This window comes from Roseinatronobacter alkalisoli (assembly GCF_028745735.1).
Classification (GTDB): domain Bacteria; phylum Pseudomonadota; class Alphaproteobacteria; order Rhodobacterales; family Rhodobacteraceae; genus Roseinatronobacter; species Roseinatronobacter alkalisoli.
In genome coordinates, this window is record NZ_JAQZSM010000011.1 from 104706 (window position 1) to 119687 (window position 14982).

Below are 14982 nucleotides of genomic sequence, written 5' to 3' on the forward strand. Positions count from 1 at the left end.
CCCTACTGGATGAAGGTTCAGTGGCAGGTCAGACAGGGCACCGGCGCAGGGAAATTCACAGTGATGGCGCAAGTGAACATACCCGATCAAAGGTCAAAAACTGCCGTTTGTTGGTGAGCTAAGAAATCACACCTTACCGACCAACTGAGGTTTGCTAGCGTCAAAGTAAACGCCGTCGTGACGCTTCCAGCAGGGCCGCTCCGCGGCTGTTCACGTCGAGCTTGGAATAAATGCGCTTCACATGCGTCCGCACTGTCGACTCTGCAATTCCCAGAGACCGCGCAGCCTGCTTCAGCGTATGACCGGTGGAAATGCTATTCAGCACATCCTCCTCGCGCTGCGTCAATTCGACAGGTGCCATTTGTTCATCGGAAGGGGCGGCGAGGGAGTTCAGGATATAACGCGCAACCTTCGGGCTGATGGGCGCACCGCCGGCCATCATCTGCGACAGCATTTCAATCAGACTGCTCCCGGCATTCTCTTTGAGGATATAGCCCGACGCTCCTTGGCGAATAGCCTCCAACACGGTTTTCTCATCTTCGAAAATCGTGCAGATGGCGCCCTCGACAGCCGGTTGCAACTTAGACAATTGCGACAACACCTCAAGGCCGGAACCATCAGGCAGGCCCACATCTATCAGCGCAGCGTCGAAACGATATCGTCGCAGGGCAGACTCGGCGTCGCGGACGCTTGCAACAAGGGCTGTTGCCTCAAAATTCGGCGCTAAGGCAAGGATATCTTGGAAATATGTCTGCCAATCCAGATCATCCTCTACCACCAGAACCCTATAGATCATTGCGTTCCTCCGCGAGTGCGCGCTCGCATGAAGGGCGTGCATTCGTCATGCTCTCCGTTGTATCTCAAAAATGCGCAACAGGGATAACGCATTCGACCGTCCAGCCGCGTTCACCTTGAGTGATAGTCAGTGTTCCTCCAAGGCGTGCCGCGCGGGAGCGCATAGTGTCAAGGCCACGACCGATCGGATTTTCCCGAGCTACGGTGCGCGGACACGCGGCCCCTATATCGGAAATACGCAGGATGAATTCCTCAGCCTTGCTGAGTAACCCCTGAACTTTGATCTCACGGCTTCCGCTATGGCGCACCGCGTTCGACAGCGCTTCCTGTCCTATACGCAGAATGTTCAGCATCTGGGTTGGAGGCATCTGCAAAGCCCGCACCGGGGGCGTGCAATCAAGCAATATATCAATGCCTAACGCCTCTGCAGCACTTCGATTGATATGACACATATCGACTAAGGCCTCACCCACCGTGTGGACATCACGCGCAGTCATGACAATGCGCAGATCGTCCAAGCAATCACGCAGAGATTTGACCCCTGGCAATTTCTGCGCTCGAAAAGTCGCAATCAACATCGACAGGCGGTTGCCAACCCCGTCATGTAGATCTTCGATTAGCTGCGCGCGTTCAGACGCGATGGTTTCGCGACGTTCCGCGATGATGCGTGCTTCATATTGCTGGTGCAGTTCTTTCCGCGCGGCCTCGATGCCTCTGTTGAGCTCGACATTGGCCTCATGCGCACGCACCCAGGCGCGCGCATAGCTGTTTGCGACTGTAACCGAAATGGCGAACATGATTGTCGGCATCGCCACAGGCAACAAGAGAACTGTCTCGAATGGCAGCGCGCCTCTTAGCCAAGCCAGATCATTGATTGTAGGCGGCACGATCATCAACAGCGCAAGCGAAAGCAGGATAAGGTCACGCTCCGGGCGCATTATTGTTTTGACACAGATAAAAGTGATGCATGCGACCCCGACTGCCGTCAGCGGGACATAGAAAAACAGTGTCCGGTTCTCGGCGAAGTAGCTTTGTGGGAACAGGAACAGAACAGCGGTCCCCGCAACGGTCGCTACGATGATACACCTTTCTGGAAGTTGCCAAACCAATCCGGACTGACGCAGCAAGAAGATGGAAAAGAATGCAACTGCCCAAGCGAGGCTGGAACTGACAAGTGGCACCCAAATCTCAATTGGGATCGGCACTTCGCCTGCATGGACATGCAGTGAACGAAACGCAAAGATTACCATCGCCCCCGCAAGAAATCCGTATGATGAAAAATGTCGGTGGAAGGTGAACCTGCGGCCCTGCAACCAAATCAACAGCAGCGGAATCGCCATGACGAAGGTAGCCAAATTTGCAAATAGCGGTAAACTTTTCTGCAGGAAATTAAGTCGGTTTCCTATCGTCTCAACCATCGCGGTCGGCCCCAAAAAGAGCTTCGACAGGCCTGCAGTGCTATGGAAAGAAGCAGTGACCGTCACATTGAGGAGATTTTCGCCCTGACGTATCAAACCATCGGGCAGATCGACAAGCCGCGGCGTGTACCATTCCCAGCTTTTCATCGCATCCTGCTCGGACTCAGTGTAAATCAGTTCACCGTTGAGCACCAAATCCATAGTCCGTGCGACACGCGGAATCAGTATGGCCTGAGAGCCCATAGGTTCATTAACCTGTGAGAAAGGAATCGTGTAATATCCTCGAACAAGACCCAGCGGTGCGCGCCCGTCCAATGAAACATTCATGCGCCAGTCTTGTGATAGGGTGAAATCGTGTTGACTGGCCAGAGGCTCAGCTGTCTCTGCAATAACAAACTCGACAGTATGGACATGGTCAAGAATGACTATCGGTGCTGAAGTCCGGTGTGGGTTATGATCTAAAATCAAAACGCTCGTCACCATCAAGACGGCGGACAGTAGTGCGAATGTTGCTACTGAGAAAGTTGACTTTTTTGTCACTGCCCGACCGCCTGCTTGCGCAACAAGCTTAGTCAGAGCCTTTCGTTGCGTCAACGGGCTTGCGTTTGCTACACTAGTCGCCTGAATTTGAAGTTCATGCTTGTGCTTTCTGGCAGAACTTTTTGACGGAGGTGAGGACTTCGTCTGCAGACTTGACCCTCTGGCGTCTTGTGGGTGGCGTAGTTCACCCTGGCGAGATGCATGTCTTGCCCCTCAAACTCTCTCCCGTCGATCTTCTTGAGGAAGTCGACGAACTCCGTCGTGCAGCGACGTTTGTAACACTTCCCGATCGCCGCTTCGGTGACAATCAACCAACAGAGCCGGAGGCCGCTAGGACAAAATCATGCCGCCTGTTCCAAATCATTCGACGACAGACAGTCTCTCAAGAGCGCGATACACAGTCGAGCGGACCCAGAATTGCGCAGAGCCCGAATGCTACCCCTTGGCCACACAGAGCGACGCAGAACCCAATTAAGGGCTTTGGAATGAAAAAAGCGGCAGCCGGTAGGGCTTAACCACAGGCATGTACCATGACAGCCATTGATGCGATTACTGTGTCGCGGCTATATATGGTTCAAGCGCGTTCTCTATACTCGTCAACAGCATGACTTTTGCGTTGGGGCCGACAGTGCCCGCGCGAAGTTGGGGGGTGAGTCGCCCCAGGTACTGACTGACTAGGGAATCCGGGATAGGTTTCTCCCCAAGCAAATCCAAGAGCAGAGACACTGAAGTTTCGGCTTGCGACATCGGCCATGCATACCGGATTCGGTCGCTGAGGGAAAAGTGGCGCAGCAGACGCTGCTGGTCTGCTGTGCCCTTATAGTAGTCCTGCCAGAATTCTGGGTGATCCAGCAGAACCCTCTCCATGGTAGCGCGCAAGGAAATGGGGCGCTCGTTCGGAAAAAGCTCTGTTGCAATCTGGTCCAAGCCATACAGGGCCTCGCGCAGCGCAAAGGTAAGCCCTGGTCCGACCTTCAGGATTGCAAAGCCATCGCGTACAAGGGCAGCAAGGGCCCCCGGAGTTTGATAATCGGTCGAATGGGCCTCGAACACCATACCAGGAAGTTCTGGCAGAACTGCACTCAGTGCGCGCGCGGCGTTTGGGTCATAGTCGATGACGTTGTGGTTACCAAATTCCACGCCTGGCTGAACTACAAGGCCGATCACGCGGCGCAAGGCAGAGTCAAGACCAGCGGCAACAAACGCCTTGCGATGGATCTCGACAGTGGCAAGCGCTGCGTCGGCAGTTGTGACAGCCAGTTTTCCAGGTTCTTCCATAGCGCCCCCGGGGATCGGGACTTCGGTGCCGATGATATAGACCGGAGGCGGCGCTGGCGCGCCGGGTAGCGCTGCTTCGGCAGCGGCGGCGAGGCGCGCGGCGCGGTCCGCGGTCTGCTGATCGTCAAGCGCCACCGGTTCGCCCGCGCAGCCCATCGAGCAATCGAGATGCAGTTTGGTGAAACCGGCGCGGACATAGGCGGCGATCATGACACAGGCGTTTTGCATGGCCTGCTCACTGGGCAGTGCTTTCCAGGGGTTTGGGCCCAGATGGTCCCCGCCGAGGATCAGACGATCCTGAGGAAAGCCGACGCGTTCCGCGATCCCGTCAACCAGATCACGAAAATCCTGCGGGGTCATGCCGGTATACCCCCCCTCCTGATTGACCTGGTTGCAGGTGGCTTCGATCAGAAGCGGCAGGGCAGAGGGCAAGGTTGCGCGCATCGCGGCTTCCAGAACGAAAGGATGCGCGGAACACACCGATGGAATGCCACGCGGTCCCTGCCTTTGCGCCCATGTGGCGATATCGGCAAGCGGATGCGTCGTCATGAGAGAGCCTTTTGTTTCTTCAGAAAATCATCAATCTCGGCGTTCGTCGACGTCCCCTCCATCGGGCCCAGACGGGTTACAGCAAGGGCACCGGCGGCATTGGCGCGATGCAATGCATCCGCGGGCCGGGAACCTGCAAGGCGCAGCGCAACATACACCCCGCCGAAACTGTCCCCTGCGCCTGTGGGATCGACCTCTTCGACCGGGACAGGACCCACATCGAAGCGTTCTTCCGAACTGAAAAAGCTGGCACCCTGCGCACCGCGTTTCAGCACAATCTCGCGGATGCCCCGCGCCAGAAGATCGGTGACGGCGTGTGCCTCAGTCTTGTCATTCGAGAAAAGGAAAAGCTCGCGTCCCGAAGGCATGAAAATATCAGTCTGGGCCAGAATCTTGTCCAGACGATCCCGCATGCCGGGCGTGTCGATAAGCTCCGGGCGCAGGTTCGGATCGAAACTGAGTGTGCCGCCGCGCGCTTTCACTCGACGTAGGGCTTCAAGCGCTGTATCGGCCATGCCGGGCGCGGCCAGTGCCGTGCCCATGATATGCAGGTGATCGCAGCTTTCCATCAGCGCGGCACCGGAAGGGGTGACCGAAAGCATTGCTGTGGCGCTCTGGTGCATCGTGAACAGAAACGCGCGGGAGCCGTCCTCGCGGTAGCGGACAAAGGCGCAGCCGGTAACTTCGCCGGGCGCAATCTCAATGCCTGAAATGTCAACGTCATCCCGGGCTAGGCGGTCGATATTCAAGTGACCGAAATCATCGTCACCGACGCGTCCGATGATTGCCGCCGCGCCTCCAATCTTGCCGACCTGATCCACGAAGATCGCAGGTGCTCCAGAAGGGAAAGGGCCAAAAAATGGCTGTGCGTCGCGAAACCCATCTCCCTTTGTGGTGGCCACCAGTTCGACGAGAATTTCACCAACGGTTAAGATTTTTGGCATGGGCTATCCGTGGAATTATTTGAGTACGCGCGCCTGCACTCTTCATATCATGCAGGCGCGCGGGGTCGGGGTCAGAGCGTGGCGCCCATCATCATGCGGACAATTTCCTCGTCATTGGTTTCCGTCGGCCGGCGTTCGCCAGCCACCATGCCGCGGGCCAGCACGATAATCCTGTCTGCAGCGGCAAAGATGTCAGGCAGATTGTGTGAAATCAGGATGATACCCACACCTTTCGATTTCAGGCGCTCGATCAAGGCCATGACTTCGCGCTGCTCGGGCACACCAAGTGCGGCTGTCGGCTCGTCCATGATGACGATCTCGGCTTGCCAATGAATTGCTCTGGCAATGGCGATCGCCTGGCGTTGGCCCCCTGACATGTCGCGCACCGGGGCTGCCGGATCAGGCACCACGATGCCCAGGTTGCGCATGACCTCTACGGCGTCCTCGCGCATTTTCTTGCGGTCAAGGAAAGGAATGCCGAAGACGCGCCTGGTCACTTCGCGTCCCAGATACAGGTTCAGTCCCGGGTCAAGATTATCTGCCAGCGCAAGATCCTGATAGATCGTTTCAATGCCCGCGCTGCGCACCGCTTCGGGAGATTTACCGGTCAGCAAGGTGCCATTCTTGTAGACCTTGCCATCGGTTGGCTGATAGACGCCCGACACCATCTTGATGACGGTGGATTTGCCCGCCCCATTGTCGCCTGCCAGCACGACGCATTCGCCGGGATTGACCTCGAAGCTGACATCGCGGACCGCTTCATTGCCGCCAAATGTTTTCTTCAGGCCGTCGATTTTCAGAAGTGGGGTCATGATCGGTCTCCCACAATACGCTCTTTCGACTGGTCGACGAGGACGGCAATAATGATCACAAGGCCGACGGCGACAAACTGCCAATAAGGGGGCAGGCCGGAATAGACGAGGCCGAATTGGATCACTGCAATGATGAAGGCGCCAATGACGGTGCCGCTGATGGTTCCCTGCCCACCAGTCAACGATGCGCCCCCGATGAACACTGCGGCAACGGCATACAGCAGGATCGGCTCACCCGCATTGGCGGCCCCGGCCGAGAAGCGGCTGGTATAGATCAGCCCACCGATACCGGCAGTAATGGCAGACAGAACAAAGAGCTTGATCAGAAGCTTCTTCACGTCGACACCAGCGCGTTCTACTGCCGCACGGTTCGCGCCAAGCGCATAAGTGTGGACACCAAAGCGCGTATGCTTGAGCAGGTAATGGCAGCCGAGCGCCAGCACCCCGGCTACAACCAGCGGGATCGGTATGCCAAGAATGTCGCCATTGCCAAGTGCGCGGGTATGGTCATTGCGGATCGACACAGTGGCGCCGCCCGCCACAATCAGGGCCGCGCCCCGCGCGATCCCATAAGTGCCGAGTGTCCCGATAAAGCTAGGCACATTCAGATAGGCGACAAGCCAGCCATTCACCAGACCGACAGCCGCCGCAGCGCCCAGACCTGCCAGTATCGCAAGCCCCACAATCATCCAGCCTGCATCCACGCCAGCTGCCCGGATGATCAGCGCCATGACGACAGCCGCAAGCCCGGTGCTGAAGGCAATTGACAGATCAATCTGGGCAGCGACGATTACGAGCGTCAACCCCAGCCCCAACAACAGGATTTGTGATGCGGCAATCGAGATGGATTGCAGGTTGTGGATGCGGAACAGGAAGGTGCTTCCGGTCTGAGTCTGCGCATAAATTTCAAAAAAGCCCAGGATCAGGATCAGAAACAACCATGACCAGGCGTCCAGAAGGGACCTCGCAAACGAGGCCCCCCTGGAATGCTTCTTGGTTTTCACCTCATTCATCATGTCGGTTATCATTCCGAATAGATGAATTTAGCAATGTTCTCATCATCGACATTATCTGCGTCGATTACAGTGAAGCCGGTGCCGATTGTTGTCGGGATGGACTGACCTGTGAGCGCGGCATATGCGGCTACAACACCAAAATACCCGATTTCTGCGGGGTGCTGGGCAATCGCTGCGTCAACCAGCCCCGAAGTGATGTTGTTGACAATCGATTCAGGCGCATCGAAAGCGATCACGGTCACCTGATCTTCCATTCCGGCGCTTTCCACACCATTGGCCGCACCCAGTGCCGAGAAGAGATTCGCGCCGAAGACACCGGAAATGTCAGGATTGCGCGCCAAAACGGCCTGGAACTGCGATGCTGCCAGCGAGGCGTCGTTTTCGTTATACTGAGTCTGCAGAACCTCGATTTCGGGATAGTTCTCGCTCATTTCGGCCATGAAGCCTTCTTCGCGCTGGTCGGTTGTCGAAATGCCGGGCCGGACGTTGGACACGTAGACCTTGCCTGCCGCACCCATGGCTTCGGCCATGTAGCGCGCCGCCATACGTCCACCGGCGATGTTGTCCGACGCGATGTAAGACAGCGGGAAATCCGCATCCCCAGAGCCGGTCTGATACATGCCATCACCGATGAAAGTATCGACAGTTATAATTGGGATGCCCGCATCCGCAGCCCGGCGCAATGGCTCGATCATCTGGTTGCTGTCGGTCGGTGCAATCAGGATCGCATCCGGGCCGCGGCCAATGACAGCATCAAGGACCGGGGTCTGCAAGACGGGATCAAACTCTTCTGCACCTTGAAAATTCACTGTTATGCCGAGGGCCTCGGCCGCGGCCTGTGCACCACGGTTCATGGTGATATAAAATGCATCGGTTGTCAGGCCCGGAATCAGGGTGATGGTGAGATCTTCCTGGGACTGGGCCGCACCTGCAGAGCCCAGAGCAGCCGCAAAGACAGCTGTCTTGAAAAAGTTCTTCATAAGGTTTCCTCCCTTGAGCGTGCGGCATTCCGGTTCATTGAGGTTTGCACGCCCCTTCCTCATCAGGGCGAATCAATGACCGAAATCCGACATGCGAAGATTGCCGGAGATATCCATCTCTGACAAGATGGAAATATCAGAAATATATTTCCACGTTCTGGGATCCGGGCGCGCATCTGCTGAAAGCATTTGCTATTTCGTGTCGTCTCCTGCAGTAAATTTACATCAGCAACAAATTTCAGTGGAGCACTGATGAAGCGCGCGAAGCCCGGAAAACTGCTTAATCGCCGCATGATGCATACTGCGGCCAAGCTTCATTATTTGCAGGGATTATCGCAAGTCGAAGTGTCCCGACGTATGGATATCTCAACTGCGACGACATCACGCCTGCTGGGTCTGGCCCGCGAAGAAGGTATCGTCCGCATCCGGGTGTTGGACCTTGATGAGTTTGATGGCCTGAGCGACAAACTGGCTGAAGCACTGCGCCTGAAATCAGTGCGGGTGACGGAAAGTGGCAAGGCAGCGGCGCTCAGCACGCAGGTGGGGACACTGCTTGATGAAGCGAAGCTTGCGCCAGGTTCCGTGGTCGCAATTGGGTGGGGGCGCACGATACAAAGTATCATTTCGGCAGGGTTGCCCAAATTGCCGGAGGTCGAGGTAGTGCCGATGACAGGCGGGATGCATGAGGCGGCTTCTCACTTTCAGATCAACGAGTTTGTCCGCATGGCTGCCGAACAAACGGGCGGCGCGGCACGGTTTCTGTATGCGCCCTTTATGGTGTCGCCAGAGTTGCACTCAGTTCTCATTCGCGATCCGCGAACAGCGCAGGTGATCGAGCTTTGGGCGCGGGTCGAAGCTGCAATTGTGGGGATCGGCGCCTATGTCCGTGATGGAATCCAGACCGAAGTGGGCTTCAGCGAAGATGAGGTAGAGCGCGTCGTGGGCGATGTGATCCGGCATTATTTTGACAGTCAGGGCCGCGAAATCCGTTGGCCGGGGCAGGAGAACCAGATGTCGATCGCGCGCGCACAGCTTGAGCGGATTCCGCTGTCAATCGGCGTGGCGATGGGGCGCGAGAAGGCAATGTCCATCATCGGGGCGGCACGTTCCGGGATGATCAATTCACTGGTGACAGACACAGCGACAGCAAGCGAGATTCTTGGCCTTCTGGAGGAATCCGAAGATATTTGACTTATTGACAGAAATATATTTCAGCAAATAATTGTTGATACATGCGAGCGCGCTCGCTAATCCTGTCATCAGTTTTTTGGGGGGTAGGATAGCCAAGGCGAATCACGTTTCTCGATTCGATGGGAAAGATTTTCCTAAAAAGATGCTCCGGCACGCGGCGATGGCCTGGGTGACGGGCCCCCAGAAACGGTAAACTGCAGCAAGCACAACCGGCAAGCGCTGGTTTTGAGCATATTTGAGACAAGGATCAGCCCAAATGACCGAAGCGATGACGACTGCTGAACGCCGCGGATATCAGCAGATTTGTGCGGAAAATGGCCTGATGATGGTCGTGGCCTGTGATCAGCGCGGCGGGATGCGCAAGGTGCTGGCCGACACCCCCGAAGCACAGGCCGCCATCAATGAGGCAGCGCTTGGCGTGGTGAAAACGGGCATCGTCCGTCATTTGGCCAACAAGGCGTCCTGCGTGCTGCTGGACGCGGTTTGCGCTGTGCCCGGTGTGGTGGACGAAGGCGCGCTGTCGCGTGACACCGGCCTTCTGATCGGCCTTGACGCGTCCGGTTGGGATACCGATGCCAACGGCTATCAGATTTCGAAGCTTGTTCCGGGGATCACGGCGCGGCGGGTGCGTGAACTTGGTGGGACCGGCGCAAAACTCATGGTCTATCTGCGGCCCGACAAGCCAGAGGCAAATGACGTCAATATCGGCATCATCCGCGAGCAAATCGCAGATTTCGCGGCGGAAGACCTGCTGCTTGTGGTCGAGATCCTGACATATAAACTCGAAGGCGAAAGTGATGAAGCGTACCGCGCGGTTTTCCCAAGCCTGATCGTGGAAAGTGCCCGGATTTCGATAGAGCTTGGCTCGAAAGTGCTCAAGCTGCCCTATCCCGGAACGCCCGAAGCTTGTGCAGAGATTACCGAAATCTGTGGTGACGTGCCCTGGGCCGTCCTTTCTGCCGGTGTCGACCATGAAACCTTTATTGGTCAGGTCGAAATTGCGATGCAGAACGGGGCGTCGGGCGTTATCGCCGGGCGCGCATTGTGGAAGGACTGCATCTCCCTGGATCCGGAGGTGAGCAAAGACAGGCTGGAAAAGATTGCCAGCAGCCGCCTGAAGCAGATCCAGGCAGTGTTGGACCGCCATGCAAAATAAAGCTGAAACGGCGATCGGCGTAGATGTCGGGGGAACCCGTATACGGGTCGCGCGCATTTCAGCAGATTGCCGCATGCTGGACCGGGTGATCGAACCGGTGCGTCAGGACCGGGCAGGATTTGTGGCGCAATTGCTGCGACTGATCAACGACCTGCGCGACAACGCCTGCGCTGTCGGGATTGGTATTCCCGGACGTGTCCACGGGCACAGCAAAAACATTCTGTCAGCGGGATATTTGGATATCGGCGATCTGGATCTTGCACATGAGGTCAGCCAAGGAACCGGACTGCCCGTCCGGGTGGAAAACGACGCGACCATGGCCTTGATTGCCGAGGGGCGAAGCCGCCCGGATTGCAGCGCGGGCCTTGTGTTCATGGTCACCATCGGAACCGGTATCGGCGGAGCGGCCCTGCTGGATGGCGCACCGTGGTATGGTGGGGGGCTGGCCGGGCAATTCGGCCATATCGTGGTGTCCGCAGACGGAGAGGCATGCAAATGCGGGCGGCGGGGCTGTGTCGAAACCTTCAGCTCGGGCACCGCGCTTGGCCGACTTATCGCTGAAGCCGGATTGCCTGCCGACCTGCGTGCGGAGGCGCTGCTTGCACGTGCAGAGGCGGGCGAGCGCCATGCACAGTCACTTCTGGCGGATTGGGCAGCGCCGCTTCAGCGGGCGTTGCAATCGCTGGTATCCGTGGCCGATCCGAAGCTGATCCTGGTGGGCGGCGGTCTGGGGCGCGAGATGACAGCGGCGCTTGCAGGCATTCCTGACGAGTCCCACTGGTTCAGGGTTCCGGTGGACGCCGCCCGGCTTGGGGATACCGCAGGCGTGATCGGGGCGGGCCTTGCTGCACTTGATCTGCCCGACAAGAGGGAGGCGCGCGTTCCATGAGATGTGCGGTGTTGGTCAACGGCGTGCCCGCCAGCGGCAAATCCACAGTTGCGGCGCAACTGCTGGCGCAATTACTCGAAGCTGGCCTTGCGCCGGTGCCTTTGGCGCTGGATACAGTTAAAGAAGGGCTTTTTGCGCATGTCGGAACCGGTGACCGCGAACATAACCGGATGCTGGGGCGGGCGAGTTATCATGCTATTTTCAACTCCATCGCCGCTTTTCCGGATACCCTTGTTCCAGTGATCGACGCATGGCACGGGTTCCAGCCCGCTGATGTCCTGCGCGAGCATATTGCGCGGGCGGCGATTGACCAGGTGGTCGAGGTTTGGGTCGCGGTCACGCCAGAGGTCGCTGCGGCACGGTATCGCGCGCGGTCGGAACACCGGCATGGGGGCCATTTGCCTGCGTCCTACGCCAATGAACTGTTTGATCTGGCGGCTATGGCGCGGCCGATGGCCTTTGGGCCGGTGATCAAAATCGATGGTGATGCGCCAGTGCCTGCAAACCTCGGTTCACAGGTCATTGCCGCGATGCGCGTGGGGGGCCACGATGTCTGATGGTCAAAAGCTGCGTCTGGCAGAGCTTGCGGGCATCCTAGCGGAAGCGCCGGGGCAACGCCGACTGATCGCGCTGGCCGGTCCGCCCGGGTCCGGCAAATCGACAACAGCGGAGAAGCTTTGCACGATGCTTGCCCGGTTGGGGCGCTCGGCGGCGGTACTGCCAATGGACGGCTTCCATTATGATGATGCAGTTCTGAAGGCGCGCGACCTGCTGCCCCGCAAAGGGGCGCCGGAAACGTTTGACGTGGCCGGGTTGGAACATATCCTTGCCCGCCTGCGCGACAACAGCGCGCCAGAGGTGGCCGTGCCGGTTTTCGACCGCACGATCGAAGTTTCGCGCGCCGGTGCCCGGATCATCCCCTCGACTGTCGATCTGCTGATCGTCGAAGGCAACTATCTTCTGCTGGACCGCGCCCCGTGGCAGGCGCTGAAAACACATTTCGACACAACCGTGCGGATTGATACACCGATGGATATTCTGGAACAGCGGCTTGTGCAGCGTTGGGTCAGTCTGGGGCTGCCCGCAGAGGAGGTGGCGCGCAAGGTCGGGGAAAACGACATGTTGAATTGCTTGATCGTGACGACAGAAACAGGCCCGGCCGATTACATCATCGCGACCTGACTGGTCACACAGAGGGAGGAGGAACAGACATGGCTGACTATGACAAGGGGGCGATCCTCGTAACCGGGGCCAGCGGTGGCATCGGCGGTGAGACGGTGCGCCTGCTATGCGCGAAAGGCGCCGATGTGATTGCCGCCGGGCAGAACCTGGAAAAACTCGGCGCCCTAGCGCAAGAGACCGGTTGCCGCACGCTGGCCTTCGATCTGACGTCTGAAGAAAGTGTCGAAGCTGCACTTGGAGAACTCGATCTTTGGGGTGTGGTGAATTGCGGGGGGTTCGGCGGCGAAATCGCAACGCCGATGGAAACGGATATCTCTGTCTTTGACAAGGTGATCTCGATCAATGCGCGTGGCGCATTGCTGGTGACGAAATACGCGTCACGCTCGATGATCCGGCTGGGTCAAGGTGGGACGATTGTCAATGTGTCAAGTCAGGCGTCGCTAGTCGGGTTGAAGGGGCATATTTCCTACGGGTCGTCCAAGGCCGCACTGGACAACATTACCAGAGTGTCGGCGCTGGAGCTGGGGCAATACAACATCCGCGTGAATGGGGTGCATCCGACTGTGGTGATGACACCGATGTCCGCATGGTACTGGGGCCGCCCCGAAATCGAAGGGCCGTTCCTGAAACAAATGCCGCTGGGACGCTGGGCCACAGAGCCAGAAATCGCGGCCCCCATTGCCTTTCTGCTGTCTGACGGCGCGTCGATGATTTCTGGCGTCTCCTTGCCTATTGATGGCGGCTTTACGGCGGTCTGAGATGGGCAAGGCAATACCTCTTTCAAACACGGCAGTGATCCCGGATTCAGGGAATGTGACCTGGCCAAAGTATGACCGGCACGCGCTTACGGCAGGCGTGGTGCATCTGGGTGTTGGGAATTTCCACCGTGCGCATATGGGTGTATATTTTGACCGTCTGGCCGCCAGCGGTCATACGGATTGGGCAATTCTTGGGGCCGGAATCATGCCGGGCGATGCGCAGATGCGCGACCGGCTTCTTGCGCAGGATTGCCTGACCACAGTGGTTGACCTTGACGCAGGCGCGCTGACGGCGCGGGTCACAGGTGCGATGATCGATTTTCTGCCAGTGGTGCCTGCGGCGATAATCGCGGCCATGTCCGACCCGGCGATCAGAATCGTGACACTGAGTGTGACAGAAGGCGGCTATTTTCTGGACAGTTCACGGCGTTTCGACACACAGCGCGCCGAGGTGCAGCATGATGCATCCAATCCCAATGATCCGCAGACCGTCTTTGGCATTATCCTTGCCGCGCTGCGGGCCCGTCGCGCAGCCGGGCACAGCCCCTTTACCATACTTTCCTGCGACAACCTTCTGGGCAACGGAGAGGTCGTGCGCGCGGCGGTGACCGGGTTGGCCGCACTCTCTGATCCCGGTTTTGCCGAATGGATTCGCCAAAATGTATCTTTCCCCAATGCTATGGTGGACTGCATCACCCCCGCAACCACCGAGCGCGAGCGCGCACGTGTGCGCGATCACTTTGGCATTGACGATTCTGTCCCTGTGGTATGCGAGCCCTTCCGCCAATGGGTGATCGAGGATCACTTTCCGGCAGGGCGTCCGCCGCTTGAGAAAGTCGGGGTTGAGTTTGTCGAAGACATCACGCTGCATGAGTTGATGAAGCTTCGCCTGCTGAATGCCTCGCATGTGTCAATGGCGGCGGCATCGATGCTGCTGGGGCATGAATTTGTGCACGCGGCCATGGCAGACCCGCTTGTTCAACGCTGGCTGGAGGCGCTGCAGACCCGCGAAATAATACCAACATTGCCCGGCGGCACCGGTACGGTCTATTCAGACTATCTTGGCAGTGTGTTCACGCGGTTTGCCAACCCGGCGGTTGGCGACACCATCGCACGACTGGCAGCAGACAGCACTGAACGGCAGGAAAACTTTATCCTGCCGATCCTGCGCGATGCACTGTCGGCAGGGCCGCAGCATGACGGTCTGTGTCTCGAAATCGCACTCTGGGCGCGGTTTCTTGAGGGGAAGGACGAGGCAGGACGCGTTATGACTATTGAAGACACGCGCCGCCCGGTGACAGCGCCCGACATGCAGCACCCCGCGCCTGATACCCCGGCAGTCCTTGCATCTATTGGGGCTGATCCAATAATTGCGGATAAGGTTACATATTGGCGCAGCATGCTGGCAGAACAGGGGGTGCGCCGCACGTTGAGTCATTACATCGACAGGGATGTGTCCTGATAAACGGTGCGG

Annotated in this window: 14 protein-coding genes; 7 read left to right on the forward strand and 7 right to left on the reverse strand. The window is 57.9% G+C overall.

Annotation, left to right across the window (positions count from 1 at the left end):
• Nucleotides 1–160 precede the first annotated feature (160 nt).
• The 7 genes from PUT78_RS12955 to PUT78_RS12985 all read right to left on the reverse strand — a co-directional run bounded on the left by PUT78_RS12955 (nt 161) and on the right by PUT78_RS12985 (nt 8332).
• Nucleotides 161–838, reverse strand: coding sequence for a response regulator (locus PUT78_RS12955; RefSeq protein WP_274352688.1), 678 nt, complete (start codon nt 836–838; stop codon nt 161–163).
• Nucleotides 839–860: 22 nt separating this feature from the next.
• Entirely contained in the window at nt 861–2753 is a 1893-nt protein-coding gene (locus PUT78_RS12960) for a sensor histidine kinase (RefSeq protein WP_274352689.1), read from the reverse strand.
• Nucleotides 2754–3302: 549 nt separating this feature from the next.
• Nucleotides 3303–4580 carry a D-tagatose-bisphosphate aldolase, class II, non-catalytic subunit gene (locus PUT78_RS12965; protein WP_274352690.1) on the reverse strand — a complete coding sequence of 426 codons (1278 nt, stop codon included), beginning with the start codon at nt 4578–4580 and terminating at the stop codon, nt 3303–3305.
• Nucleotides 4577–5524: a tagatose kinase gene (locus PUT78_RS12970; RefSeq protein ID WP_274352691.1), complete on the reverse strand. Its 948-nt coding sequence runs from the start codon at nt 5522–5524 to the stop codon at nt 4577–4579. Before PUT78_RS12970 ends, PUT78_RS12965 begins: the two co-directional genes overlap by 4 nt.
• 71 nt (nt 5525–5595) lie before the next feature.
• Nucleotides 5596–6336, reverse strand: a complete 741-nt coding sequence (locus PUT78_RS12975; RefSeq protein WP_274352692.1) for an ATP-binding cassette domain-containing protein — start codon at nt 6334–6336, stop codon at nt 5596–5598.
• Entirely contained in the window at nt 6333–7352 is a 1020-nt protein-coding gene (locus PUT78_RS12980; protein ID WP_274352693.1) for an ABC transporter permease, read from the reverse strand. Before PUT78_RS12980 ends, PUT78_RS12975 begins: the two co-directional genes overlap by 4 nt.
• Before the next feature lie 8 nt (nt 7353–7360).
• The gene (locus PUT78_RS12985; RefSeq protein ID WP_274352694.1) at nt 7361–8332 is read right to left on the reverse strand and encodes an ABC transporter substrate-binding protein; all 972 of its coding nucleotides are present in this window, start codon (nt 8330–8332) and stop codon (nt 7361–7363) included.
• 252 nt (nt 8333–8584) lie between these two features.
• Between PUT78_RS12985 and PUT78_RS12990 the strand changes: the two genes are divergently transcribed.
• The 7 genes from PUT78_RS12990 to PUT78_RS13020 all read left to right on the forward strand — a co-directional run bounded on the left by PUT78_RS12990 (nt 8585) and on the right by PUT78_RS13020 (nt 14970).
• Nucleotides 8585–9523, forward strand: coding sequence for a sugar-binding transcriptional regulator (locus tag PUT78_RS12990; protein ID WP_274352695.1), 939 nt, complete (start codon nt 8585–8587; stop codon nt 9521–9523).
• A gap of 256 nt (nt 9524–9779) precedes the next feature.
• Complete coding sequence (locus PUT78_RS12995) at nt 9780–10679, forward strand: tagatose-bisphosphate aldolase (RefSeq protein ID WP_274352696.1); 900 nt, start codon at nt 9780–9782, stop codon at nt 10677–10679.
• Nucleotides 10669–11568: an ROK family protein gene (locus tag PUT78_RS13000; RefSeq protein ID WP_274352697.1), complete on the forward strand. Its 900-nt coding sequence runs from the start codon at nt 10669–10671 to the stop codon at nt 11566–11568. The genes PUT78_RS12995 and PUT78_RS13000 overlap by 11 nt, the downstream gene beginning before the upstream one ends.
• 8 nt (nt 11569–11576) lie before the next feature.
• Nucleotides 11577–12125, forward strand: a complete 549-nt coding sequence (locus tag PUT78_RS13005) for an adenylyl-sulfate kinase (RefSeq protein ID WP_274352698.1) — start codon at nt 11577–11579, stop codon at nt 12123–12125.
• Nucleotides 12118–12750 (forward strand): nucleoside/nucleotide kinase family protein, encoded by a 633-nt coding sequence (locus tag PUT78_RS13010; protein ID WP_274352699.1) that lies wholly within the window; start codon nt 12118–12120, stop codon nt 12748–12750. The genes PUT78_RS13005 and PUT78_RS13010 overlap by 8 nt, the downstream gene beginning before the upstream one ends.
• Nucleotides 12751–12779: 29 nt before the next feature.
• Nucleotides 12780–13508 (forward strand): SDR family oxidoreductase, encoded by a 729-nt coding sequence (locus tag PUT78_RS13015; RefSeq protein ID WP_274352700.1) that lies wholly within the window; start codon nt 12780–12782, stop codon nt 13506–13508.
• Nucleotides 13509–13563: 55 nt separating this feature from the next.
• Entirely contained in the window at nt 13564–14970 is a 1407-nt protein-coding gene (locus PUT78_RS13020) for a mannitol dehydrogenase family protein (protein ID WP_274352701.1), read from the forward strand.
• The last annotated feature ends 12 nt before the right edge of the window (nt 14971–14982 follow it).

Coding starts and splice junctions, on each gene's coding strand:
- PUT78_RS12990 (WP_274352695.1), top strand. CDS start 8,585: ATGAAGCGCGCGAAGCCCGGAAAACTGCTTAATCGCCGCATGATGCAT.
- PUT78_RS12985 (WP_274352694.1), bottom strand. CDS start 8,332: ATGAAGAACTTTTTCAAGACAGCTGTCTTTGCGGCTGCTCTGGGCTCT.
- PUT78_RS13010 (WP_274352699.1), top strand. CDS start 12,118: ATGTCTGATGGTCAAAAGCTGCGTCTGGCAGAGCTTGCGGGCATCCTA.
- PUT78_RS13000 (WP_274352697.1), top strand. CDS start 10,669: ATGCAAAATAAAGCTGAAACGGCGATCGGCGTAGATGTCGGGGGAACC.
- PUT78_RS12965 (WP_274352690.1), bottom strand. CDS start 4,580: ATGACGACGCATCCGCTTGCCGATATCGCCACATGGGCGCAAAGGCAG.
- PUT78_RS12970 (WP_274352691.1), bottom strand. CDS start 5,524: ATGCCAAAAATCTTAACCGTTGGTGAAATTCTCGTCGAACTGGTGGCC.
- PUT78_RS12995 (WP_274352696.1), top strand. CDS start 9,780: ATGACCGAAGCGATGACGACTGCTGAACGCCGCGGATATCAGCAGATT.
- PUT78_RS13015 (WP_274352700.1), top strand. CDS start 12,780: ATGGCTGACTATGACAAGGGGGCGATCCTCGTAACCGGGGCCAGCGGT.
- PUT78_RS12980 (WP_274352693.1), bottom strand. CDS start 7,352: ATGATGAATGAGGTGAAAACCAAGAAGCATTCCAGGGGGGCCTCGTTT.
- PUT78_RS12975 (WP_274352692.1), bottom strand. CDS start 6,336: ATGACCCCACTTCTGAAAATCGACGGCCTGAAGAAAACATTTGGCGGC.
- PUT78_RS12955 (WP_274352688.1), bottom strand. CDS start 838: ATGCACGCCCTTCATGCGAGCGCGCACTCGCGGAGGAACGCAATGATC.